Below are 21,729 nucleotides of genomic sequence, written 5' to 3' on the forward strand. Positions count from 1 at the left end.
CCCCAGCCTCACACGCAGTCACGCCTTCAACCTACGGCACTGCGGTGTGCGCTGTCCCGCCGCTGCACAAACCCGCGCATTAACCACTGCTCCCCGTCAATTCGTGCGTGGCGCACAGGTTCCCACTCCCTGTGGCAGGTGTTGCCTTCTGGGGCCCCACCAGCCCCGCGAGTGCTCAAACAGTGGGAACCCGTGCGCGCGAGCGGGCCAACGACAGCACCGCGGTCGATACGGCGGAGCGACGGCGGAGCGACGGCGGAGCGACGGCGACGGCGGAGCGACGGCGACGGCGGAGCGACGGCGACGGCGGAGCGACGGCGACGGCGGAGCGACGGCGACGGCGATGGCGACGGCGGCCTTGCACGACCGGGGTCGGGAACCGAAACGACGACCGCGGGCAATAACCCTGCCCGGGTCTGAGCTGCCGCACCCGGCACGCACTGGTTCCCACTCTCTGTGGCAGGTGTTGCCTCCTGGGCCCCCACCAGCCCCACGAGTGCTCATACAGTGGGAACCCGTGCGCTGGAGCGGGCTGATGACAGCGCCGCAAGTACGACGGCGCCCCGCAACCCCCGCGCCCTTGGCAGGCAGACAGGGCAGGAGGGCAGGCATGGGAAGGAAGACAGGGCAGGAGACACTTGGCGCCGCACGCCCTGCAAGCTCGCCAAAGCAGCACGGCAACAACGGGGAATTTACCCGCTTCTGCGCTCCGGGACTCCTGCCCGGGCCCTCCGCCGGACTAGTTTGGTGTCGCACATCCGGACCAGCAAAGGAACTGCCATGCGCGATTTGGACCAGAGCGCCACGACCAGCCTTCATCCCACGCCCACGCCGCCACCCGGGTTGCGCCGGGCAGGATTCATCGGCGCGCTGGTACTGAGCCTCACCGGGTTGTTGCCGGGCGCCGCGGCAGCGCCGGCAACTGCGGCAGAGTCGGCCCCGGCGGGCGGCTCGGGACAGCAGGCACAGCCCGACGGACGCGGCGGCGGCTGGGCCGGCGGAGGCGACGGCAAGGGCCACGGCCACGGCCACGGCGGGAAGGGCCACGGCCACGGCGACCACGGCGGCAAGGGCCACGGCAGGGACCGGACCGTCGACTACGTGGCGTTTGGCGACTCCTTCGCCGCGGGCGTCGGCGGCGGGCCGGCCCTGGACGCCTGCGGCCGCACCGCCGAGGGATATCCGGCCCTGCTGGATGCCCTGCCGCGCGTGGAGCTGGACAGCAACCAGTCCTGTACCGGTGCCACCGCCCTGACCACGCCGCCGGCACCGCCCGCCGGTCCGGTGGATCTGCCGGAGCAAATTTCCGCCGCCGTTTCCGCGGATCTGCTGAACCACCGGACCGATCTGGTGACGGTCACGATCAGCGGCAACGATGTGCTGTTCGGCCCGGTGGCGGCGGCGTGCGCCGGGCCGGTGCTGCCGGCCGCCTGTGCCCCGGCAATTGCCGCGGCACAGGAGTACGCGGAGACCGCCGTCGTTCCCCAGCTGCAGGCGAGCTTCGCCGCCATCGAAGCGGCCGCGCCGCGGGCTGAACTCGTGGTGGCCGGCTATCCGCACCTGTTCGAGGGCACCACCCCCGGCGTACTGAGCATTGAAGCGCAGAACCTGTTCAACGCCGGCACCGACATATTGAATGCGCTGGTCGCCGGGCAGGTTGGTGACGGAACGTTCGTGGATGTCACGGAGGTCTTCACCGGTCACGGAATCGGCTCCGCGGATTCCTGGATCGTCCCTGCGACTGAACCGTTTGGCCTGCATCCCACTGCCGCCGGCTACCGCGAGGGTTATCTGGCAGCCATCACGGAGACAGTGGAGCTGTTCGACAGGGACGGGCACGGCCGGGGCTGCCGCGGACGCGGTTAGGAAAGGCCGGGTTCCGGCCGCCAGCTGATCAGCACCGCCGCTAGCTGATCAGCACCTCGGCCAGGTCAAACTTCACCGGCTCCTCCAACTGGTCATAGGTGCAGGACTCCGGCGCGCGGTCCGGACGCCAGCGCAGGAACTGGGCGGTGTGGCGGAAGCGTTCGCCCTCCATGTGGTCGTACTTGACCTCCACCACCCGCTCGGGCCGCAGCGGCACGAAGGACAGGTCCTTGTCTCCGCTCCAGCGGCTGCCCTCGGAGTTGCGCGGCGTACGGGTCCCGGTTTCCTGCTTCTCCGCCGTCCAGGGATGCTCGGCGGAGTCGGAAATCAGCGGCTGCAGTTCGGAGAACAGTTCACGCCGCCGAGCCATGGTGAAGGCTCCGGCGACGCCCACATTGGTGAGGGCGCCGTCGTCGTTGTAGAGGCCCAGCAGCAGGGAACCCACCGCGTCGGGCCCGCTCTTGTGCACCCGGTAGCCGGCCAGGACGCAGTCAGCGGTGCGTTCGTGCTTGAACTTGGCCATGGCTCGCTTGCCGGGCGAATAAACGTCCCCCAGCGGCTTGGCGATGATGCCGTCCAGTCCGGCCCCCTCGAACTCCCCGAACCAGCGCCGCGCCGTGGCCGGATCGGTGGTGCGGTTGGTCAGGTACACCGGAGCCGCGGCGCCGGCCAGCGCCTGTTCCAGGGCGCTGCGGCGTTCGGCATAGGGACGGTCCAAGTAGCTGGTGTCCTCCAGCGCCAGCAGATCAAAGGCCGCGAATGCCGCCGGCGTCTGCTCGGCGAGCAGCTTCACCCGAATGGCGGCCGGATGGATGCGCTGCTGCAGCACCTCAAAGTCCAGCCGTTTCCCGGAAGCACTGACCAGGATGATCTCGCCGTCCACCACGCAGCGCTCCGGCAGATTGGCCTTCAGCGCCTCCACCAGCTCGGGAAAGTACCGGGTCATCGGCTTTTCATTGCGGCTGCCGATCTCCAGCTCCTCACCGTCGCGGAAGATGATCGAGCGGAAGCCGTCCCACTTGGGCTCGTAGGAGTAGTCCCCCTCGGGCAGGGTGCTCACGGCTTTGGCCAGCATCGGGGCCACGGGCGGCAGTACCGGAAGTTTCATGGGCCCATTCTTACCCGGAGAACACGCTGGCGCCCAGCCCGGCGGCGAAGGCGGTGAGCAGGTGCCGGCCCTGCGGCCAGTCGCCGATGCCGCTTTCGTCGTTGAGGTGGGTAAACGGGCCGGCGTCGATCAGCGGAACATCCCAGCCGAGGGCCAGAACGCGCGCGGCCGGCAGCGGGCAGTACGGATCGTTTTCGCTGGCGACCAGCAGCGCGGGCACCGGCAGCGGCTGCAGCCGCGGGTTCCGGAACGACGCCGCGCTGTCCGGAAACTCCGGCTCGGCCGGATCCGGCGGAGCGACCAGCAGCACGCCGCGGGCTCCGCCGGGATGGCGCAGCAGCCATTCCGCGGCGGCCAGGCAGCCCAGGCTGTGGGCCACCAGGATGGTGTCGCCGCGGCGGGGCCCGGCGGCGGCGTCGAGCGCTTCCATCCAGTTTTCCAGCTCCGGGTCGTCCCACGACGACGGCGAAATCCGGGACACGTCCGGCTCACCGTCCTGCCACAGGCTCTGCCAGTGTGCTTCGTTGGAGCCGCCGATGCCGGGGACCATGGTCAGATGCATGTTTCTTCCTCGCTTCCGGTGCGCCGGACGCTCGGGACTCCGGAGCATCCGGGGGAATATCTCTTGGGAAACCGGCGCTGTGCTGAACATGAAAAAGATCGGTTTCCTGTCCTTTGGACATTACCGGGATGTGCAGGGATCTTTTGTCCGCACCGCCCGGGACGCGCTGCTGCAGACGATTGATGTGGCGGTGGCGGCCGAGGAGCTGGGCATCGACGGCGCCTACCTCCGGGTCCACCATTTCGCGCCGCAGTTCGCCGCACCGTTCCCGCTGCTGTCCGCTCTGGCCGCCCGGACCAGCCGGCTGGAACTGGGCACCGCGGTGATCGACATGCGGTACGAGAATCCGCTGTACATGGCCGAGGAAGCCGCGGCGGCGGATCTGATCAGCGGCGGACGGCTGCAGCTGGGCCTCAGCCGGGGATCCCCCGAGCCCGCGCTGCGCGGCTACGAGGCCTTCGGCTATGTGCCGGCCGACGGCAGCACCGACGCCGATGAAGCCCGCAAGCACACCCTGGTGTTCCGCGCCGCGATCGCCGGCGCCGGTCTGGCGGCCTCCGATCCGGTCATGACCGGTGCCTCCGGAACACTGCCGGTGGAACCGCAGTCCCCCGGGCTGAGCAACCGGATCTGGTGGGGTTCGGGAACGCGGGCCACGGCGAAGTGGACGGGCCAGCAGGGCATGAACCTGATGAGCTCGACCCTCCTGACCGAGGACACAGGCGTGCCCTTTGACCAGCTCCAGGCCGAGCAGATTGAGGTGTTCCGCGCCGCCTGGGCGGAGTCCGGGCACGAGGGAACGCCGCGCGTATCCGTCAGCCGCAGCGTCATTCCCCTGGTTACCGAGGAGGACCGCCGGTATTTCGGGTTGCGTGCCCAGGCCGACACCAGGGACCAGGTGGGCCGGCTCGACGGCGGACTGGCCCGGTTCGGCAAGAGCTACATCGGTGAACCGGAGGTGATTGCGGCCCAGCTGGCCGGCGACGCCGCGGTGCAGGCCGCGGACACGGTCCTGATCACGGTGCCGAACCAGCTGGGCGTTGACTACAACGTGCAGCTGCTGGAGAGCATCCTCAAGCATGTCGCTCCGGCGGCCGGCTGGCGCTGAACATTCGGCGCCGACCCCTTCGGCTGAGGCATCAGCCGAAGTCGGCCTTGCGGATCAGCCCGTGCACGCCCACGGTCCGGTCCACGACCTGGGACACGGCGAAGTCGGCGGCGGCGGACAGGTAGGCGTAGGCGACGGCGCGGTCCATGCCTTTTTCCTGCTCGAGGAAGTCCAGGGCATTGACCACGGCCCGCCGCATGGCCACGTTCAGGTCACTGCTCACCCCACCGGCGCCCAGGCCGTCGGGGTCGGAGAGGCCGATGGGAATCCAGGCATCTGCGGTTTCGCCGAACGGATACCGGTGGGCCAGGGCCGGCGCGTCCCCCGAACCGGGTTTGCAGACGGTCAGCCGGAAGGTGCCGCGCAGGGAACCTTCCATGGCGGTCAGCGCCACTTCGCCGTCGCCCATGCCCATGTGCGGATCGCCCACGTAGAACAGGGCGCCGTCGGCCTTGACCGGCAGGTAAAAGGTGGACCCGGGGCCCAGATGGCGGATGTCGATGTTGCCGCCGCCGAGCGTGGGCGGCACTGAGTTGGCCTCGGGGCCGGTCAGGCCCTCGTTCTCGGAGAAGGCCACGCCCATCATGCCCATGAACGGGCGCAGCGGAAAGCGGATTTTCATGTCGCCGCTGGTCATCACGCCCTTGCCGTCCTCGATTGCGGTGAAGACCGAGACGTTGCCGTAGTCCGTCGGGACGCCCGAGGACCGGTTGTCCGCGGCCGCCGGCGGCATGACTTCCTCCAGGGTGATGCCCTCCGGTGCGGCCGGGCCGTTCTGCAGCGCGAGCGCGCCCTTGCCGTGGCGGCTGGAGACGACGCCGTAGGGGACCCGGGGCACGGCCGCGAGGGTTTCGATCTTCAGGACGTCGCCGGGCTCGGCGCCTTCCACGGCAACGGGACCGGTGACGATGTGCGGCCCGTCCGTGTCGAAGTTCCGCGGCGTGCGGTTGTAGCCGGCGGCGATGTCCACGGCGTCCTGCAGCACCCCGTCCGCCGCGACGCCGTGGCCGCCGAAGAAGGACAGCGGATCCCGGCCCTGGTCCTCCAGGATCCCCTCATGCGAGAGGGCGTCGATGGTGACGGTCTGCCCGGATTTCATCCGGGCCACCGGCGTGGCATGCACGGCCGGCACGTAACCCCAGAGCACTTCCTCCGGGGTGGAGGCAAGATAGAGGTCCCCGGGCATGTCTCCGGAGTGCGGCTGCAGGATGGCCCCCGACCTCGGGCCGGCCGACCCGGGCGACCCGGCAGCACCGGCGTCCGCAGCTGCCGCGGAAGAATCCTGCACCGGTTTCGCACTGCATCCCGACCCCACCGCCAACATGCCAAGACCCGCCGCGGCTCCGAGGAATCCCCGGCGGCCCAGGCCCTTGGTGAGTACCGCTGCGGCCTCGCGTCCAATCAGCATTCGGTTCATCGTGTCCTCCAATAGCTCGTGCCATCAAGCTAGCCAAACGGAGTTTCGAGGCTGTTTCCGGCGGATGAACGGGCCACGCACATCACGGCGGACCACGGCGGTTCCCAGTGTCGGCGTCGTGCGCTAGGGTGGTCTCAGCTTCACGAGAGGTGGCCACCGGCCCGGATTCGTCCGGCCGGAAAAGCTCCGACTGGCCTCACACCAACCCCATTGTTCGGCGGGTGGTTCGGATGACGAAGCGGCCCGCTGCCGCCCGGCGCGGGCAAGGACACTCTGTAAAGGACCACGCTGTGAGCGTTTCCAGTGACACCCGTTGCGTCAGCTTCACCCCCGGCCACAACGTCCACCTCATCCACGGCAAGAAGCTGGCCGGTTTTGATGACTGGGTGGATGCCCGGGCCTATGCCGATGTTGAGCTGGACCTGATCCAGCTGATTGTGGACGGTGAGCAGCAGCTGATGTGGTTCCACGATATCCCCGCCCTGGCACTGGCCCTGGCGCATTCCGGCGGAGAGGCGCAGTGGTGCGCACGCTACTCGTCGCTGTTGGTGCCCGGCGGCTTCGACAGCCCGGCCCGGCGCTCTTTTTTCTACTTGGCCACGCCGGAAAGGGTGCATCCCTGTAAACGGATCGCCGCAGGCGCCGGCGCTGCCGCTCAAGAGCTGCGGGGCTGACCCCCGGCGATCGCTTCCGGGCCGCCGGCGTCTGCGGACAGTAACTGTCCGCAATCCTTCCGGGCGGGAGCCTGCCGCTGGCTAGGCTCCTGCCCATGACGTTCAATATCCAGATATGTGTTGACTGCGCCGACCCCCACGCCCAGGCCGATTGGTGGGCCGAAACCCTGGGCTGGGTCCCGGAGCCCCTCGACCAGGCCCTGATCGATTCCTCGCTGGAACAGGGCGCCGTAAGCCCGGACCTGCTGATCGAGCACAACGGACAGCGCAGGTGGCGCGACGGCGCCGCAATCTGCCGGGAAAGCGAGGTGGGTTCCCCGGGACGCCTGCGAATCCTGTTCCAGCCCGTGCCCGAACCGAAGACGGTGAAGGACCGCATCCATCTGGACATCCACCTCGACGGCGGAGACAAGGACGCGATGCGCGCCGCGCTGGAGGCTCGGGGTGCCACGTTCCTTTACGCAGCCGAGCAGGGTCCGTCCTCCTGGTACACGATGGCCGACCCCGAGGGCAACGAATTCTGCATCGCCTAGTCCCCCGACCGGCGGATCCAATGCCGCACCGTCAACAGTTATCCCAGCAGCTCTGCCGGGATCGCGTAGGTCAGCAGGACGGCGAGCAGGTTTTTCGCGGCGTGGACCGCGTAGGACAGGATGAAGTTGTTCCCCGCCCAGACGTAGATGCCCACCAGAACCGCGCCCATGGCCAGGTACGGCAGCAGCACCGGCAACGTCAGCGATTCCTTCCCCGCGATGTGGATCCCGGCGAACAGCAGCAGCGAGATCAGGCAGCAGACCCAGATGTTGAGGTATTTGCTGAGCTTGCCGATCAGCAGGTGGCGGAAGATGTACTCCTCGACAAACGGCGCAATCACCACCAGCAGGGGAATGATCAGCAGCGGAGGCAGGGAGACGACCAGCCCCTCAACCGCTTCCTGGTTCACCGCGGTTTCCGGCGGGCCGGAAATCAGGACGACGACGGCGGTGAGCAGCAGCATCGCGAAAACGCCGCCGGGAATGATCGCCAGGGTCAGCCACGGGCGGGTGGCCAGGATCCGGGTTTCCCGCACCGCATAGCGCCACGACGCCCAGGCCGCCAGCGCGCCTGCGGACAGGTAGAACGCCAGGTTCACGGCGTAGCCGGCCAGCAGCGGATCAGGGATCAGCTGCATCAGACCGGGAACGCCGAGGCCCGGGGCAAAGCTGAAGATCAGGAGGAACAGGACATAGAACCCGGCGGCAAACCCGTCCCGGGGCGTGAAGGTGTAGGGCAGGGGCAGGATCGCCGGCCGGTTCATTCTCGGCACCGCTAGACGGTCAGCTCCGCCATCACGCGGGGCATCGCTTCGAGCAGCTCTCCGGCGAGGAAGCTCAACGGCCCCTGGGCTGCGGAAAGCCGGTCGCCGGCCGTGGAATGCAGGTAGGTGCCCCAGCAGGCGGCCTGCTCCGGGGACGCTTGGCGGGCGAGGAATCCGCCGACCGCGCCGGCCAGGACGTCGCCGCTGCCGGAGGTGCCCAGCCCGGGATTTCCGGCCGGAATTTCCCAGCGGCGCCCGTCCGGGGCGGCGATGAGCCCGTGCAGGGCCACCACTGCCTGGTACCTGGCAGCGATGTCGCCGGCGGCCTGCTCCATCTCGAGGTCGGCCTCCGGATCCGCGTCCAGCAGGCGCGCGGCTTCGTTCTTGTTCGGCGTCAGGACCAGGCGCCCGGCCCAGGGTTCGTAGACTTCCGGCAGCCCGGGCAGCACGCCGAGGGCGAAGGCATCCAGGACGACGGCGGCGGAATCGTTCAGCAGCGGACCGATCCCCCGGAGCAGCTCGGCGGCTTGCTCGGCGTCGTCGAGGCCGGGTCCGATCACCACGACGTCGGCGCTTTCCAAGGCAACGGCCAGAGCCTTCGCCGCCCGCTCGCCGGAGATGACGCCGTCGTCCTCCGGCAGTCCCACGGCGCCCGATTCCGGCACCGCCACCGCGACGGCCACCGCGGCGGACTCCGCCACGGCCAGCGTCAGCCGGCCGGCGCCGACCCGCAGCGCCGCCCGCCCGGCCAGCATCGCGGCGCCCGGCGAAAACCGTGCCCCGCCAACCACCAGGACGGTGCCGCGGTCAGACTTGTCGGCCGCGTCCCGGTTGACCTGCCAGTTCTTCAGCAGTGCCGGTGTTACGACTTCAGCGGGGCTGGACATGCTCTTCATCTCCTGCATGCTCGGTGACGGGGGCGCCGCCGGACTCCAGATGGTCCACGGCGTTGAAGCTCTTCAGGGTCCAGCGGCCGTGCCCGGAGGGCCGAACCAGCCGCGTGACGGAGGCGTTGCGGACGCTGGTGCTTGCCGCGATCTCCAGCAGCTCCTGCTCGCTGAGGCGTTCGCAGATGTAGCGGATCAGCATGATCACCGCATCGTGGCAGACGACGGCGACCCGCCCGCCGTCCTCGTCCTCGTCGAGGTCGCGCAGGACCGACCGCAGCCGCAGCGCCACATCGGCCCAGGATTCCCCTCCCGGCGGACGGTAGGAGAACTTGCCCAGCCAGTTCCGGCGCTGCGCCTCATCCGGGAACCGGGCGGTCACGCCCGCCGAGGTCAGCAGATCCAGGATGCCCAGCTCGCGGTCGCGCAGCCGTTCGTCAACGCGCAGGTCCTGCAGTCCGGCCAGTTCGGCCGTCTGCCGGGCCCGCAGATAGGGCGAGCACCACACGGAGTCGGGGCGTTCAGCTCGCGGCAGGCCGTCGAAGAGGCGGCCCAGTGCCTCCCCCTGGAGGACGCCGTCGTCGCTGAGCGGAACGTCGGCGTCGCGCAGGTCGATGTCGATGACTTCAGCGCCGGAGCGCATCGCTGCGGTGGCGGCAAGGTTGCCCGCGCTTTCACCGTGCCGGATGAGGATCAGTTCAGTTGCACCCATTCTCCGACTCTACTCTGCAGGCCGTTGCCGTTGTCGTTGCCGCTGCCGGGGCCTGCGTCCGGGCGGCGTTTTCCTGACCATCTCCGCGCGGCCCTTCCTGCTACCCGTTGGCGGTGAGGCGTTCGTCCCACTTGTCGCTGCCGAATAATCCGTGCCACAGGCCGCTGGCGATTGCCAACTTCTTGTTGAAGGTCTTCGGTTGGGGCTCGCGCGGGGAGCCGGGGAGGCGAGGCCCGGGCGGCGCCGGAGGAATTTTCCGCTCTTCGGATTTGACCGCCTTCAGTGCGGCGGCCACCGGAGCGCTGAAGACGAGGGAATCCATGATGGCGTCGAACTCCGCCAGCCCGAAGTCGCCGTGCCGGTTCCGGCCCGTCACCTTGTAACCGGATTTCAGGCCTCTCAGGGGAACCCCCTCGCTGAGGGACAGGAAGAGCCAGGATCCGGCGCCGCAGTCCACTGCCAGGTGTCCGGTTCGCACCAGGTGCTTGAAGTCCTTGGCCGTGACGGCGGGCGTGCCGGGAAACTGCTCCTTGAGCTTGAAGACGAAGGACTTAGTGTCGTACCGGCAGGCGAAGAAGCTGATCACCACCCTCAACACTTCGCGCAGGAGCATCAGGACGACCAGCCAGGACAAAAGGCTCCCCGGCCATATGCCGGCAATCACCAAGGCTGCCACTGCTGTTGCCCGAAGGATCAGGCGTACCCAGCTGTAGGTGCCGGTACTGGTAATGAACGGGAAGTGGAGAGTTTTCACTGCACCGGCTCCCGCTGCAGGGCGGTCAGGGCTTCCGCCTCGTAGGTCAGCCGGGTGGCGTCACGCACTCTGCCCTCCAGCTCCCAGGTCACGGAGGCCGGAATGGGCGGCAACACGGCGGGCGCATGGCCGGGCAGATGCGCACCCACGGTCCGCAGCCGGTCCCTGTATCCGCGCTTCAGCTCGCGGAGCTTGGCCGTGTTGGCCTGTTCCAGCATGGCCTCGGAAAGCCGGTCGGCGGCGGCATCGATTTTGGCCAGCATTTCCGAGGTGCTCTGCTGCCGTTCCGCTGCGGCGGCGCGGGCTTCAATGACTCCGGCCTTGACCTGCTCAACGTCGGCCTGCAGCCGCTCCGCGGTGCTTGCCAGGTCCGCGGCAGAGCCGGCATCCTGCGGCTGCGCTTCGGCGGCGGCGAGCAGGTGGTTCCTGCGGCGTGCGAACCGGGCGGCAAGGCCCGTGAGATGCTCAATCTGCCCGTCCAAGTACTCCAACTGCCCAGTGGCTTCCCGGTGCGCGTCAGATGCCGGGATCCGCGCGTGTTTCAGGCGTTCCAAGGCAGTCCCGGCAGCAGTGACCTTCGTCCGTTTCCCCACAACACTCCCCCATTGATAATTCATGGAGAACAATACCAACACCCCCGGGTTTCCGGTGCACCCCCGACCCGCCGCACGGGGTGCAGGACGGGCGGTGACGGCGCTGATTTGCCCGCTCAGGTACGGGTGCGCTCGTCCACCTTGCCGCCGTTGCGCACAGTGAAGGTCAGCAGCAGGGCAACCGCGGCGAAGGCCGCCAGCAGCATCAGTCCCACGAAATAACTGCGGTTTGCGGGATCATAGGTTGCGCCCATGACCAGCGGCGGAAAGTAGCCGCCCAGGCCACCGGCGGCGGCAATAATGCCGCCCACCGTTCCCACGTCCTGCAGCGGAGCAGCGCGTCCCACCCAGGCGAACACGCCACCGGTGCCCAGGCCCAGGAACAACGCCATCAGGATGAAGGCGGTGCCGTAAACCCGTTCCTCCTCGGGACGCAGCGCGACGACGACGGCCAGCACCACGGTGCCGGCCAGGGACGCGAGGGTGACCAGTTTGGGCCCCACCCTGTCAGCGATCGAGCCGCCGATTGGCCGGGCGATCACGGCTGCGACGGCGAAACCTGCAGTTCGGGTGCCGGCGGCCGTCGCGTCGTAGTCGTAGACGTTGCCGAGATACGTGGGCAGGTAGTTCGAAAACGCCACAAACGCGCCGAACACCACCCCGTACAGGAAGCACAGCTGCCAGGTGGCCCGCAGGGTGAACGCGTGCGTGATCTTTGGCAGCACCGGTTGCGTGGGAGCGCTCCACGCCGGGGAATTCCGCAGGATCAGCCAGCTCAGCAGCGCCATAGCTGCAACGACGACGGCGATGATGATGTGTGTGCCCATGTAGCCGACGGCGGTGACCAGGCGGGGCGTGAAGAACGCCGAGACAGCCGTGCCCACCATGCCGGCGCCGAAGACGCCGGTGGCGAAGCCTTTGCGGTTGCGCTCGTACCAGGCGGAGCAGAACGGGATGCCGATCGCGAACACAGTGCCGGCAATGCCGAGGAAAAACGCAATGACCACCAGAAACGGAAAGTTCTCCAGCTGCCCGACGATTCCGGTGAGCAGCACCAACGGTGCCGTGACGCCCAGGATGACGGTGAACATGACGCGGCCGCCGAAGCGGTCGGTCAGCGCACCCACCGGGATGCGCGCCACCGAGCCGACCAGGATCGGCATGGCCACCAGGATGGAGGTTTGCCCCGGCCCCAGGTCCATGCCGGAGGCATACCGGCTGGAGAGCGGGCCGATGATGGTCCAGGCCCAGAACCCCACGGTGGAGGCGACGGTAGCGACGATCAGGTTCCGGAGCTGGCCGGATTTCAGGTTTGCGGCGGATGCCGGGGTCTCTGCTGATGACATGGCGTCGGTCCTTACTGCCGGTCAGGGGCGGGGAGTGCCTTTTCGGTCGCGGTCCGGGGTGCCCACCGGCGCCCAGCTGCCGCGGGGCGTGGCGGCTCCTGACGCGGGGCGCTTCCCCCGTGAGCGGTACACGATGTAGGGCCGGAACAGGTACTGCAGCGGCGCAGTGAAGGCATGCACCAGCCGGGTGAACGGCCAGAGAGCAAACAATGCCAGGCCCCACAGCGTGTGGATCTTGAACGACAGGGAGGCCGCGGTCATCGCGGTGATGTCCGGCTGGAAGATGAAAATTGACCGGAACCAGGGCCCCACCGTATCCCGGTAGTTCACGATTCCGGAGTCGAAAACCGAGAAGACCGTCGTGGCCAGGCCCGTCAGGATTGCGGCGAGCAGGAAGAGGTACATTGCCTTGTCGTTGCGGGTGGTGGCCATGAACACCGGCCCGGTGGTGCGCCTGCGGTAAATGAGCAGCACGATCCCCGCCAGCGTGGCGAGCCCGGCAATCGACCCCACCGAGAGGGCAAAGAAGTGGTATCTGTCCTCGTTGATGCCAATGTCATCCATCCAGGTTTTAGGGAGCACCAGCCCCATGAAGTGCCCCACGATCACCGCCAGGATCCCAAAGTGGAACAGCGGGGAGGCGATGCGCAGCAGCCGGGACTCATACAGCTGGGACGAACGCGTGGTCCAGCCGAACTGGTCATAGCGGTACCGCCAGATCGAGCCCAGGACCAGCACAGCCAACACCACGTAGGGCAGCACGCCCCACAGCATCACATCGCCGAGCCCCACCTCCACATTGGCCGGTGGGGGAACATCCAGGGGAACATCCAGCGGGACATCCATCGGAACATCCGGCGGCAGGTCCGCAGGCCTCATGGGGAGTTCCTTTCAGAAACCGGCAGCAGCCGTGAACTGTAGGGTTCAAGGCCAACACTCTCCGTGGGCGGGCCGTATCCTGCGGTGTGCATGACGGTCTGCCGGTCCTCGGGCGATACGCCGGGCAGCGTGGAACAGACCAGGGCCAGTGCCCCGGAATGGGGCAGTCCGTCGTCGCGAAGGGCCAGCCGCAGCAGTTCCAGCGACGGGCGGTAGCGTTGCAGCAGTTCGTAGCCGTCCGCCGGGGACACCTTCGCTGCGAACTCCAGCACCAGCGGCAGGTAGTCGGGCAGCTCCGTTCCCTCGGGCAGCGCCCCGTGCGCCCGGTAAACCTCCTTGAAGGCCGCCAGGGCCTCGCCGCGGCGGCGGGTGTCGCCGTCGGTCCAGTAGGTCAGGTGCAGGCTGTGCCGTTTGGAGAGGTCGAATTCCTGGACATACTCCGACTGCACCTCGTGCAGGGGACGGTCCGTCAGTGAGGCGAAGAGCTCCTCCACGGGCCCCGTGTCGGCTCCGGATTCCCCGAGCGCCTCCCGGAGTGCCGGGACCAGGTCCACCAGCGCCTCATCGGGATATTCCAGCAGCAGGCCCGCGGCCTGCCGGACGACGGCGCTGCGCCGCGGGCGGGCGTCCCTGTACGGCTCCGGGTCGAAAGTCCCCTTGCCTGCCTTGCCCAGCAGTTTCTCCAACAGGCTCATTCCGCGCCCCCTCCGCCGGCCGGCCCGGCACCGCGTCCGCGGTCGGACTGCGGCCCGTCACCCTCTGCTTGGTCGTATACTGCACCCTTGCCGTCGCCGGTCGAACCGCCGGTGCCGCCGGCCGCCGTATCCGGGGCTCCGCGGTTGTTGCCCGCCGGGAACAGGCCCTTGGGTGAACCTCGGCCGTCCCAGTTAAGCAGGTTCACCCGCCCGCCCAGGTCCCCGTTGCCGGTGGGGTCTTCGCCGCGCTGGCGTGCCTGCAGGGCAGCAAAATTCTCTACTGCCACGGGCACGGGCCGCCCGGATGCTTCGCCGAAGACTCCGGTCTGCCCCATTCCGGGCCCGCCCTCCACGTCCAGGGAGCAGCCAATTTCCTCCAGGTTGTGGGCGTCCTCCAGATGGGCGCTGGGAATCACGTAGCGTTCCTCGTATTTGGCGACGGCCATCAGCCGGTACATCGCCACGATTTGCTCGCCGGTCATCCCGACGTCGGAAGCAATCTTTTCGTCCGGAAGGTCGCCGAGGGTGATGCTGCGCATGTAGGCCCGCATGGCGGCGAGCTTCCGCAGCACGCCAGTGACCAGGTCCGTGTCGCCGGCGGTAAACAGCTCCGCCAGATATTCCACCGGGATCCGCAGTGCCTCGATGGCGCCGAAGAGGTTGTCGGCGCTCTCGCCGTCGTGCCCCTGATCCTTGAGCACGTCCACGATGGGTGAGAGGGGCGGCACGTACCAAACCATGGGCATGGTCCGATACTCCGGGTGCAGCGGCAGGGCCACCCGCAGCTCCTTGGCCAGGGCGTACACCGGCGAGCGCCGGGCCGCGTCCAGCCAGTCCTCCGGGATTCCCTCGGCCCGGGCGGCGGCGATGACGTCCGGGTCATTCGGGTCCATCATCAGATCCAGCTGGGCCTCGTACAGGTCCTGCTCGTTCGGAACGGACGCCGCGGCGGTGACGCGGTCGGCGTCGTACAGGAAGATGCCGATGTAGCGCAGCCGGCCCACACAGGTTTCGGCGCAGACGGTGGGCAGCCCCACCTCGATGCGCGGATAGCAGAAGGTGCACTTCTCCGCCTTGCCGGAGCGGTGGTTGAAGTACATCTTCTTGTACGGGCAGCCCGTGACGCACTGCCGCCACCCGCGGCAGCGGTCCTGGTCCACCAGCACAATGCCGTCCTCCTCCCGCTTGTAGATGGCTCCGGAGGGACAGGAGGCCATGCAGGAGGGATTCAGGCAGTGCTCGCAAATCCGGGGCAGGTAGAACATGAAGGTGGAATCGTATTCCAGCTTCACCTTCTCCTCCGCCTCCCGGCGCATCTTCTCCAGCACCGGATCCCGGAGCTCCGTGCGGCCCGATCCGCCGAGGCTGTCATCCCAGTTGGCGGACCAGGTGATCTTCATGTCCTCGCCGGTAATCAGGGATTTGGGCTTCGCCACCGGGAAATCGTTGCCGGCCGGAGCATTGATCAGGTTTTCGTAGTCGTAGGTCCAGGGCTCGTAATAGTCGTTCAGTTCCGGCTGCACGGGGCTGGCGAAGATGCCGAACAGCTTGGCGAGCCGTCCGCCGGCCTTCAGCTTCAGCTTGCCGCGGCTGTTCAGTTCCCAGCCGCCCTTCCACTTCTCCTGGTCCTCGTAACGGCGCGGATAGCCCTGCCCGGGACGGGTCTCCACGTTGTTGAACCAGACGTACTCGGTGCCCGCCCGGTTGGTCCAGGCCTGCTTGCAGGTCACCGAACAGGTGTGGCAGCCGATGCACTTGTCCAGTGCCATCACCATTGCCGTCTGCGCCATGATTCGCATCAGTACCGCACCTCCTGGGAACGTTTGCGCACGACCGTCACGATGTCGCGCTGGTTGCCGGTGGGGCCAAGGTAGTTGAAGGCCCAAGACTGCTGCGCGTAGCCGCCGATCATGTGCGTGGGCTTGACCAGGATCCGGGTCACCGAGTTGTGGATCCCGCCGCGGCGGCCGGTGGCCTCGGATTTCGGCGTGTCGATGATGCGTTCCTGCGCGTGGTGCACGTAGACGACGCCGGCCGGCATCCGGCTGCTCACAATCGCCCGGCCCACCAGCACCCCGTTGGTGGACACGCATTCCACCCAGTCGTTGTCCTCCACTTCGATCAGCGCGGCGTCGGAGGTGCTCATCCATACCGCCGTACCGCCGCGGGAGAGCGAGAGCATCAGCAGGTTGTCCTGGTACTCGGAGTGGATGGACCACTTGTTGTGCGGGGTCAGGTAGCGCACCGCCACTGACAATTCACCGCGGGTTCCCAGCTGCGGCTCGCCGAACAGCCGGTGCATGTCCAGCGGCGGCCGATAGATCGGCAGCGCCTCACCCATGTCCTGCATCCAGTCATGGTCCAGGAAGAAGTGCATCCGGCCGGTCAGCGTGTGGAAGGGCTTCAGCCGCTCAATGTTGATGGTGAAGGGGGCGTAGCGCCGGCCGCCGGTCTCGGAGCCGGACCATTCCGGGGACGTGATCACCGGCGTCGGCCGGTCCTGGGTGTCGCGGAAGGTGATCTGCTTGTCCTCCGCGCCCTCGGCCAGGTCCGCCAGCGGCGTGCCGGTCCGTTTCTCCAGGGTCCGGAACCCCTGCACCGCCAGTTCCCCGTTGGTGGTGCCGGAGAGCAGCAGGATGGCCTCGGCCATCCGGGCGTCGGTGTCAACGGCCGGGCGGCCGGCGGCGGCGCCGCGGTCAAAGACCCCGTGCTTGCGGGCCAGCTGGGCCAGCGGCTTGGACACGTCGTACTTCACGTACTTGGTGGTGAACCCCAGCTTGTCCGCCAGCGGACCGACGGCGGCGAACTTCTCGCCGATCGCCGCGTAGTCCCGTTCCACCACGGCCAGGGACGGCAGGTTCTTGCCCGGAATCGCCGGGATGTCCGTTCCCTTCCAGTCCGGGCCGTGCCCGCCGGGCTGCGCGATTTCACCGGGCGTGTCATGGGTCAGCGCGGTCGCCACCAGGTCCCTGCGCACCCCCAAATGGGTGGCGGCCTGCCGGGAGAACTCCTCGGCCAGCAGCCGGAACAGGTCGTAGTCGGTCTTCGCCTCCCAGGGCGGGGCGATCGCCGGGGTGAACGCATGCACGTAGGGATGCATGTCGGTGGAGGACAGGTCGTACTTCTCGTACCAGGTCGCCGCCGGGAACACGACGTCGGAGAGCAGGGTGGAGCTGGTCATCCGGAAGTCCGCCGACACCAGCAGATCCAGCTTTCCCTGCGGCGCGTTCTCGTGCCAGACGACGTCGGCGGGCCGGGATTCGCCGTGGTCCTTGCCCATCACGTTGTTCAGGGTGCCGAGCAGGTGCTTCTGAAAATACTCCTCTCCCTTGGCGGAGGAGCCCAGCAGGTTCGAACGCCACAGGATCAGCGTCCGCGGCCAGTTTTCCGGAGCGTCCACGTCCTCGACGGCGAAGCGCAGCCGCCCGTCCTTGAGCTGTTTGGCGACCCAGGACGCTTCGTCAGCCGCCTCGCCGCGGGCCACCCCGGCCGCGGCCTCGTCCGCCACGTCCAAAGAGTTTTTCGCGTCGAATTGCGGAAAGAACGGCATCCAGCCCATCCGGGTGGACTTCGCGATGACGTCGGCGGTGTGCAGACCGCGCAGGTGCCCCTGCGCCAGCGGGGACTGCAGGGAGTCCGAGGAATAGCCGTCGGAGCGGAACTGGTCGGTGTGCATGTACCAAAAGGCGGTGCCGATCATGAACCGGGGCGGCCGGTTCCAATCGCCGGCCGAGGCCATCGCGGCCCAGCCGGTGATGGGCCGGCACTTCTCCTGGCCCACGTAGTGCGCCCAGCCGCCGCCGTTGCGGCCCTCGCACCCGGTCAGCATCAGCAGAGCCAGGATCGCCCGGTAGGTGACGTCCCCGTGGTACCACTGGCAGATGCCGGCGCCGAGGATGATCATCGAGCGGCCCTTGGACTTTTCCGCGTTGGCCGCGAATTCCCGGGCGGTCCGGAGCACCGCTTCGGGTGCGACGTTGGTGATTTCCTGCTGCCAGGCGGGGGTGTAGGGGGTGCCGGCGTCGTCGTATCCCGCGGCCCACTCCCCCGGCAGGCTCTCCCCTCCGAGCCCGGGCCGCGCCACGCCGTATTGCGCGAGCATCAGGTCAAAGACGGTCGTGACGGTGCGGCCGGCGATGCTCGTCACCGGGACGCCGCGGTGCAGGACGGAGCCGGATCCGCCGGGGTCGGTGAACGCCGGCAGCTCCACCCGGCTGGTGTGCCCGGGCCACGAAGCGGCGTCAGCGATGGACAAGGCCGGGACCACGCCCTGCAGATCAAGGTTCCATTTGCCGGCGTCGGCCTCGTTGTACCGGAAGCCCACCGAGCCGTTGGGCACCACCGGGGTGCCGGCGTCGCGGTCCAGGAGCACCGTCTTGAACGCGGCGTCGGAGGCTTTTGCCTCTCGGCGGCCCAGATCGGCGGCGGTGAGGAACTTCCCGGGCACCACACTGCCGTCGTCGCGCGTGTCCAGCGTGACCAGGAACGGCAGGTCAGTGAACTGGCAGACATAGTCCTCGAAGAACGGCACCCGCCGGTCCACGAAGTTCTCCTTCAGGATGACGTGCCCCATGGCCATGGCCAGGGCGCCGTCCGAGCCGGCCTGCGCGGGCAGCCATTCGTCGGCGAACTTGGTGTTGTCGGCGTAGTCCGGGCTGACCGAAACCACCTTGGTGCCGCGGTACCGGCCCTCCACCATCCAGTGCGCATCGGGGGTGCGGGTCACGGGGATGTTTGACCCCCACATCATCAGGTACGTCGCGTCCCACCAGTCACCGGATTCGGGCACGTCGGTCTGGTCGCCGAAAACCTGCGGGCTGGCCACGGGCAGGTCCGCGTACCAGTCGTAAAAGCTGTTCATCACCCCGCCGATCAGGTTGATGAACCGGGCACCGGCGGCGTGCGAGACCATGGACATCGCCGGGATCGGGGAGAAACCGGTGCAGCGGTCGGGTCCGTAGTTCCGAATCGTGGAGACGTGGGCGGCGGCAGTCATTTCGAGGGCTTCGGCCCAGCTGGAGCGCACCAGTCCGCCCTTGCCCCGGGCCTGCTGGTAGGTCCGGCGGCGGTCGGGGTTGTTGATGATCTGCTCCCAGGCCAGCACCGGGTCGCCGGTCTCGCGTTTGGCCGCCCGGTACATTTCCAGCAGCACGCCGCGGATGTACGGATAGCGGACCCGGGTGGGCGAATAGGTGTACCAGGAGAATGCTGCGCCGCGGGGGCAGCCGCGCGGCTCGTATTCGGGCCTGTCCGGGCCCACCGTGGGGTAATCCGTTTCCTGCGCCTCCCAGGTGATGATCCCGTCTTTGACGTAGACCTTCCAGGAGCAGGATCCGGTGCAGTTCACCCCGTGAGTGGACCGGACCACCTTGTCGTGGCTCCACCGGTTTCGGTAGAAGGCGTCCCCCTTCCGGCCGCCTTCCCGGAACACGGCCCTCCCGTCAGCGGTCTCGTCCCAGCGGGTGAAGAACCTGCCGAGCTTGAGCATTGCGTCGGATGCGGGGCCATCAATCCCCGGAGCGGAGCCAGCCATGGTGCAAAGGTAGGGCAGCGCTGCACCCGGTGACAGGGACCCGGGCGGAATACGGGATGACACAGCGGAAACTATCGGCAAACCGGCCTCGGGAACGTGCGCAACCGCCGGTTTGGGGCGGAACGATAAACTCGGAACTGTGAGCACAGAACTTCCAGAACAGGTGTCCGATATTTTCGACCCGCAGCAGTGGCGTCTTGTCTCCGGGTTCGAGGACCTGAAGGACATGACCTACCACCGCCAGGTGGAGCGCACGGCCGACGGCGGCATCGTGCGCGACCTGCCGACGGTGCGCATCGCGTTCAACCGTCCGGAAGTCCGCAACGCCTTCCGCCCGGGGACCGTCGACGAGCTCTACCGTGCCATGGACCACGCCCGGATGACGCCCGACGTCGCCACCGTCCTGCTGACCGGAAACGGCCCCTCCCCCAAGGATGGCGGCCACTCCTTCTGCTCCGGCGGCGACCAGCGGATCCGCGGCCGTGACGGGTACAAGTATGCCGAAGGCGAGACCAGGGAAACCATCGATCCGGCCCGCGCCGGACGGCTGCACATCCTGGAGGTGCAGCGCCTGATGCGCACCATGCCCAAGGTGGTTATCGCCGTCGTCAACGGCTGGGCCGCCGGCGGCGGGCACAGCCTGCACGTCGTCTCGGATTTGACCATTGCGTCCCGTCAGCACGGCAAGTTCAAGCAGACGGACGCCACCGTGGGCAGCTTCGACGCCGGCTACGGCTCCGCGCTGCTGGCCCGGCAGATCGGCCAGAAGAAGGCCCGCGAAATTTTCTTCCTGGCCCGTGAATACTCCGCCGAGGACATGGTGGCCATGGGCGCCGTGAACGAGGCCGTGGACCACGAGAACCTGGAGAAGGTGGCCCTGGAATACGCCGCCGACATCGCCCGGCAGTCCCCGCAGGCCATCCGCATGCTGAAGTTCGCCTTCAACCTGGCCGACGACGGCCTGGCCGGACAGCAGGTCTTCGCCGGCGAGGCCACCCGGCTGGCCTACATGACCGACGAGGCAGTGGAGGGCAAGGAAGCCTTCCTCGAAAAACGGGACCCCGACTGGTCCTCCTTCCCCTACTACTTCTAGGCCGCCGCTACATGGAACTGCTGACCGTCCATACTCCCGCCGGCTTCAATGCCGAAACGCTGCTGGCCCCGCTGGCCGAAGCCCTCGCCGGCGAAGGCCCCGCGGTGGCCCCGCACGCCAACCCGCACCAGACCTTCTCCGGTGAGCTGCCCAACGATGACATTGCCCTGGTCATCAGCACCTCCGGGTCCACGGGCACACCCAAACAGACCATGCTCACCACCGATGCCCTCGCGGCTTCCTCCATGGCCACGGCGATGGCACTGGAGGCCGACGGCCAATGGCTGATGGCGTTGCCGGCGCACTACATTGCCGGAATCCAGGTGCTGATCCGGTCCCTGTACGCCGGAACGCAGCCCGTCTTCATGGACACCTCCGGGTCCTTCAGCGCCGCGCGCTTCACCTCCGCGGCGGCCGAGATGACGGACCGGAACCGTTTCACCTCCCTGGTTCCCACCCAGCTGCACCGGCTGCTGAGCAACCCCGAACCCGAGACCCTGCGCGTGCTGCGCCGCTTCAACGCCATCCTGCTCGGCGGGGCGCCCGCCGGTGCGGGGCTGCTGGCCGACGCCGCGGCCCTGGGCCTGAACGTCGTCACCACCTACGGCATGAGCGAAACCTGCGGCGGCTGCGTGTACGACGGCGTTCCCCTGCCCGGGGTCGACGTCGTCGTCGAATCCGGCTCGCTCTGGATTGCCGGGGACATCCTGGCCGAGGGCTACATGGGCCAGCCGGAGCTGACCGCCGAGCGGTTCCGCTTCAATTCAGGAAGACGCTGGTACCGCACCGATGACGCCGGCAGCGTGGAGAACGGACGAGTCACCGTGTCCGGCCGGCTGGACGACGTGATTGTCAGCGGCGGCATCAAGATTTCCGCGGCCGCCGTCTCAGCTGCCATCGAACAGCTGCCCGAAGTCTCCCAGGCGGTGGTTTTGGGCCTGGACAGTCCGGAGTGGGGCAGTCTGGTGGGCGCCGCCGTCGTCGGCTCCGTGGATCCCGAAAAGGTCAAGGACGCAGTCCGCTCAACCCTTGGAAAGCCCGCGGTGCCCAAGGTGGTGCTCCTGCTGGAGGCCCTGCCGCTGCTGCCCAACGGCAAGACGGACCGGCTGGGGCTTCGCCGCCTGCTGGCCGCCGCCGGACACACGCACCCCTGAGCCGCAGCGCCCGGGTCTTTCGCGCCGCACGGCTGCGGAAGAATAGAACGT

At 68.1% G+C, this 21,729-nt stretch carries 19 protein-coding genes and 1 riboswitch; of the genes, 6 read left to right on the forward strand and 13 right to left on the reverse strand.

Going from position 1 to position 21,729, the window contains the following annotated elements:
* The first annotated feature begins 780 nt into the window (after positions 1–780).
* Positions 781–1,866, forward strand: a complete 1,086-nt coding sequence (locus QNO08_RS14790; RefSeq protein ID WP_229964725.1) for an SGNH/GDSL hydrolase family protein — start codon at positions 781–783, stop codon at positions 1,864–1,866.
* 40 nt (positions 1,867–1,906) lie between these two features.
* Here the strand turns inward: QNO08_RS14790 and QNO08_RS14795 are convergent, their stop codons facing one another.
* Positions 1,907–2,974: an ATP-dependent DNA ligase gene (locus tag QNO08_RS14795; protein ID WP_229964724.1), complete on the reverse strand. Its 1,068-nt coding sequence runs from the start codon at positions 2,972–2,974 to the stop codon at positions 1,907–1,909.
* 10 nt (positions 2,975–2,984) lie between these two features.
* Positions 2,985–3,536, reverse strand: a complete 552-nt coding sequence (locus QNO08_RS14800; RefSeq protein ID WP_229964723.1) for an RBBP9/YdeN family alpha/beta hydrolase — start codon at positions 3,534–3,536, stop codon at positions 2,985–2,987.
* An 88-nt stretch (positions 3,537–3,624) separates the two neighbouring features.
* Between QNO08_RS14800 and QNO08_RS14805 the strand changes: the two genes are divergently transcribed.
* Positions 3,625–4,644, forward strand: coding sequence for an LLM class flavin-dependent oxidoreductase (locus QNO08_RS14805; protein WP_229965048.1), 1,020 nt, complete (start codon positions 3,625–3,627; stop codon positions 4,642–4,644).
* Between the two features lie 31 nt (positions 4,645–4,675).
* On the opposite strand, the gene QNO08_RS14810 is transcribed toward QNO08_RS14805, so the two are convergent.
* Positions 4,676–6,052: an acetamidase/formamidase family protein gene (locus tag QNO08_RS14810; protein WP_284155609.1), complete on the reverse strand. Its 1,377-nt coding sequence runs from the start codon at positions 6,050–6,052 to the stop codon at positions 4,676–4,678.
* A 147-nt stretch (positions 6,053–6,199) separates the two neighbouring features.
* A riboswitch (SAM riboswitch) is annotated at positions 6,200–6,336 on the forward strand.
* A gap of 15 nt (positions 6,337–6,351) precedes the next feature.
* Here QNO08_RS14810 and QNO08_RS14815 point away from each other — a divergent pair.
* Complete coding sequence (locus QNO08_RS14815) at positions 6,352–6,735, forward strand: hypothetical protein (RefSeq protein WP_229964721.1); 384 nt, start codon at positions 6,352–6,354, stop codon at positions 6,733–6,735.
* Between the two features lie 95 nt (positions 6,736–6,830).
* Entirely contained in the window at positions 6,831–7,268 is a 438-nt protein-coding gene (locus QNO08_RS14820) for a VOC family protein (RefSeq protein ID WP_229964720.1), read from the forward strand.
* A 38-nt stretch (positions 7,269–7,306) separates the two neighbouring features.
* Here QNO08_RS14820 and QNO08_RS14825 read toward each other — a convergent pair whose 3' ends face one another.
* From QNO08_RS14825 to QNO08_RS14870, 10 genes are all read right to left on the reverse strand, one after another.
* Positions 7,307–8,032: a CPBP family intramembrane glutamic endopeptidase gene (locus QNO08_RS14825; RefSeq protein WP_229965047.1), complete on the reverse strand. Its 726-nt coding sequence runs from the start codon at positions 8,030–8,032 to the stop codon at positions 7,307–7,309.
* A gap of 11 nt (positions 8,033–8,043) precedes the next feature.
* On the reverse strand, positions 8,044–8,919 hold the full coding sequence (locus QNO08_RS14830) for an NAD(P)H-hydrate dehydratase (RefSeq protein WP_229964719.1): 876 nt from the start codon (positions 8,917–8,919) through the stop codon (positions 8,044–8,046).
* Entirely contained in the window at positions 8,903–9,631 is a 729-nt protein-coding gene (locus QNO08_RS14835) for a histidine phosphatase family protein (protein ID WP_229964718.1), read from the reverse strand. The genes QNO08_RS14830 and QNO08_RS14835 overlap by 17 nt, the downstream gene beginning before the upstream one ends.
* Before the next feature lie 100 nt (positions 9,632–9,731).
* Positions 9,732–10,385 (reverse strand): hypothetical protein, encoded by a 654-nt coding sequence (locus QNO08_RS14840; protein WP_229964717.1) that lies wholly within the window; start codon positions 10,383–10,385, stop codon positions 9,732–9,734.
* Complete coding sequence (locus tag QNO08_RS14845; protein ID WP_229964716.1) at positions 10,382–10,978, reverse strand: hypothetical protein; 597 nt, start codon at positions 10,976–10,978, stop codon at positions 10,382–10,384. Before QNO08_RS14845 ends, QNO08_RS14840 begins: the two co-directional genes overlap by 4 nt.
* Before the next feature lie 116 nt (positions 10,979–11,094).
* On the reverse strand, positions 11,095–12,324 hold the full coding sequence (locus QNO08_RS14850; protein ID WP_229964715.1) for an MFS transporter: 1,230 nt from the start codon (positions 12,322–12,324) through the stop codon (positions 11,095–11,097).
* Positions 12,325–12,345: 21 nt separating this feature from the next.
* On the reverse strand, positions 12,346–13,170 hold the full coding sequence (gene narI / locus QNO08_RS14855; RefSeq protein WP_442860469.1) for a respiratory nitrate reductase subunit gamma: 825 nt from the start codon (positions 13,168–13,170) through the stop codon (positions 12,346–12,348).
* 29 nt (positions 13,171–13,199) lie between these two features.
* The gene (gene narJ / locus QNO08_RS14860) at positions 13,200–13,898 is read right to left on the reverse strand and encodes a nitrate reductase molybdenum cofactor assembly chaperone (protein ID WP_229964714.1); all 699 of its coding nucleotides are present in this window, start codon (positions 13,896–13,898) and stop codon (positions 13,200–13,202) included.
* Entirely contained in the window at positions 13,895–15,697 is a 1,803-nt protein-coding gene (narH, locus tag QNO08_RS14865) for a nitrate reductase subunit beta (RefSeq protein ID WP_229964713.1), read from the reverse strand. The genes narJ and narH overlap by 4 nt, the downstream gene beginning before the upstream one ends.
* Entirely contained in the window at positions 15,697–19,431 is a 3,735-nt protein-coding gene (locus QNO08_RS14870) for a nitrate reductase subunit alpha (protein ID WP_229964712.1), read from the reverse strand. Before QNO08_RS14870 ends, narH begins: the two co-directional genes overlap by 1 nt.
* A gap of 139 nt (positions 19,432–19,570) precedes the next feature.
* Here QNO08_RS14870 and QNO08_RS14875 point away from each other — a divergent pair, with 139 nt between their 5' ends.
* Together QNO08_RS14875 and QNO08_RS14880 are read left to right on the forward strand one after the other, a co-directional pair.
* Positions 19,571–20,524 (forward strand): 1,4-dihydroxy-2-naphthoyl-CoA synthase, encoded by a 954-nt coding sequence (locus QNO08_RS14875; protein WP_229964711.1) that lies wholly within the window; start codon positions 19,571–19,573, stop codon positions 20,522–20,524.
* 11 nt (positions 20,525–20,535) lie between these two features.
* Positions 20,536–21,678 (forward strand): AMP-binding protein, encoded by a 1,143-nt coding sequence (locus QNO08_RS14880; protein ID WP_229964710.1) that lies wholly within the window; start codon positions 20,536–20,538, stop codon positions 21,676–21,678.
* The last annotated feature ends 51 nt before the right edge of the window (positions 21,679–21,729 follow it).

The sequence above is a fragment of the Arthrobacter sp. zg-Y820 genome, assembly GCF_030142155.1.
GTDB lineage: Bacteria > Actinomycetota > Actinomycetes > Actinomycetales > Micrococcaceae > Arthrobacter_B.

What these genes read in the sequence shown, in the direction of transcription:
- QNO08_RS14790 (WP_229964725.1), top strand. Translation starts at nt 781, where the DNA reads ATGCGCGATTTGGACCAGAGCGCCACGACCAGCCTTCATCCCACGCCC.
- QNO08_RS14795 (WP_229964724.1), bottom strand. Translation starts at nt 2,974, where the DNA reads ATGAAACTTCCGGTACTGCCGCCCGTGGCCCCGATGCTGGCCAAAGCC.
- QNO08_RS14800 (WP_229964723.1), bottom strand. Translation starts at nt 3,536, where the DNA reads ATGCATCTGACCATGGTCCCCGGCATCGGCGGCTCCAACGAAGCACAC.
- QNO08_RS14805 (WP_229965048.1), top strand. Translation starts at nt 3,625, where the DNA reads ATGAAAAAGATCGGTTTCCTGTCCTTTGGACATTACCGGGATGTGCAG.
- QNO08_RS14810 (WP_284155609.1), bottom strand. Translation starts at nt 6,052, where the DNA reads ATGCTGATTGGACGCGAGGCCGCAGCGGTACTCACCAAGGGCCTGGGC.
- QNO08_RS14820 (WP_229964720.1), top strand. Translation starts at nt 6,831, where the DNA reads ATGACGTTCAATATCCAGATATGTGTTGACTGCGCCGACCCCCACGCC.
- QNO08_RS14825 (WP_229965047.1), bottom strand. Translation starts at nt 8,032, where the DNA reads ATGAACCGGCCGGCGATCCTGCCCCTGCCCTACACCTTCACGCCCCGG.
- QNO08_RS14830 (WP_229964719.1), bottom strand. Translation starts at nt 8,919, where the DNA reads ATGTCCAGCCCCGCTGAAGTCGTAACACCGGCACTGCTGAAGAACTGG.
- QNO08_RS14835 (WP_229964718.1), bottom strand. Translation starts at nt 9,631, where the DNA reads ATGGGTGCAACTGAACTGATCCTCATCCGGCACGGTGAAAGCGCGGGC.
- QNO08_RS14850 (WP_229964715.1), bottom strand. Translation starts at nt 12,324, where the DNA reads ATGTCATCAGCAGAGACCCCGGCATCCGCCGCAAACCTGAAATCCGGC.
- narI (WP_442860469.1), bottom strand. Translation starts at nt 13,170, where the DNA reads ATGGATGTCCCGCTGGATGTTCCCCTGGATGTTCCCCCACCGGCCAAT.
- narJ (WP_229964714.1), bottom strand. Translation starts at nt 13,898, where the DNA reads ATGAGCCTGTTGGAGAAACTGCTGGGCAAGGCAGGCAAGGGGACTTTC.
- narH (WP_229964713.1), bottom strand. Translation starts at nt 15,697, where the DNA reads ATGCGAATCATGGCGCAGACGGCAATGGTGATGGCACTGGACAAGTGC.
- QNO08_RS14870 (WP_229964712.1), bottom strand. Translation starts at nt 19,431, where the DNA reads ATGGCTGGCTCCGCTCCGGGGATTGATGGCCCCGCATCCGACGCAATG.
- QNO08_RS14880 (WP_229964710.1), top strand. Translation starts at nt 20,536, where the DNA reads ATGGAACTGCTGACCGTCCATACTCCCGCCGGCTTCAATGCCGAAACG.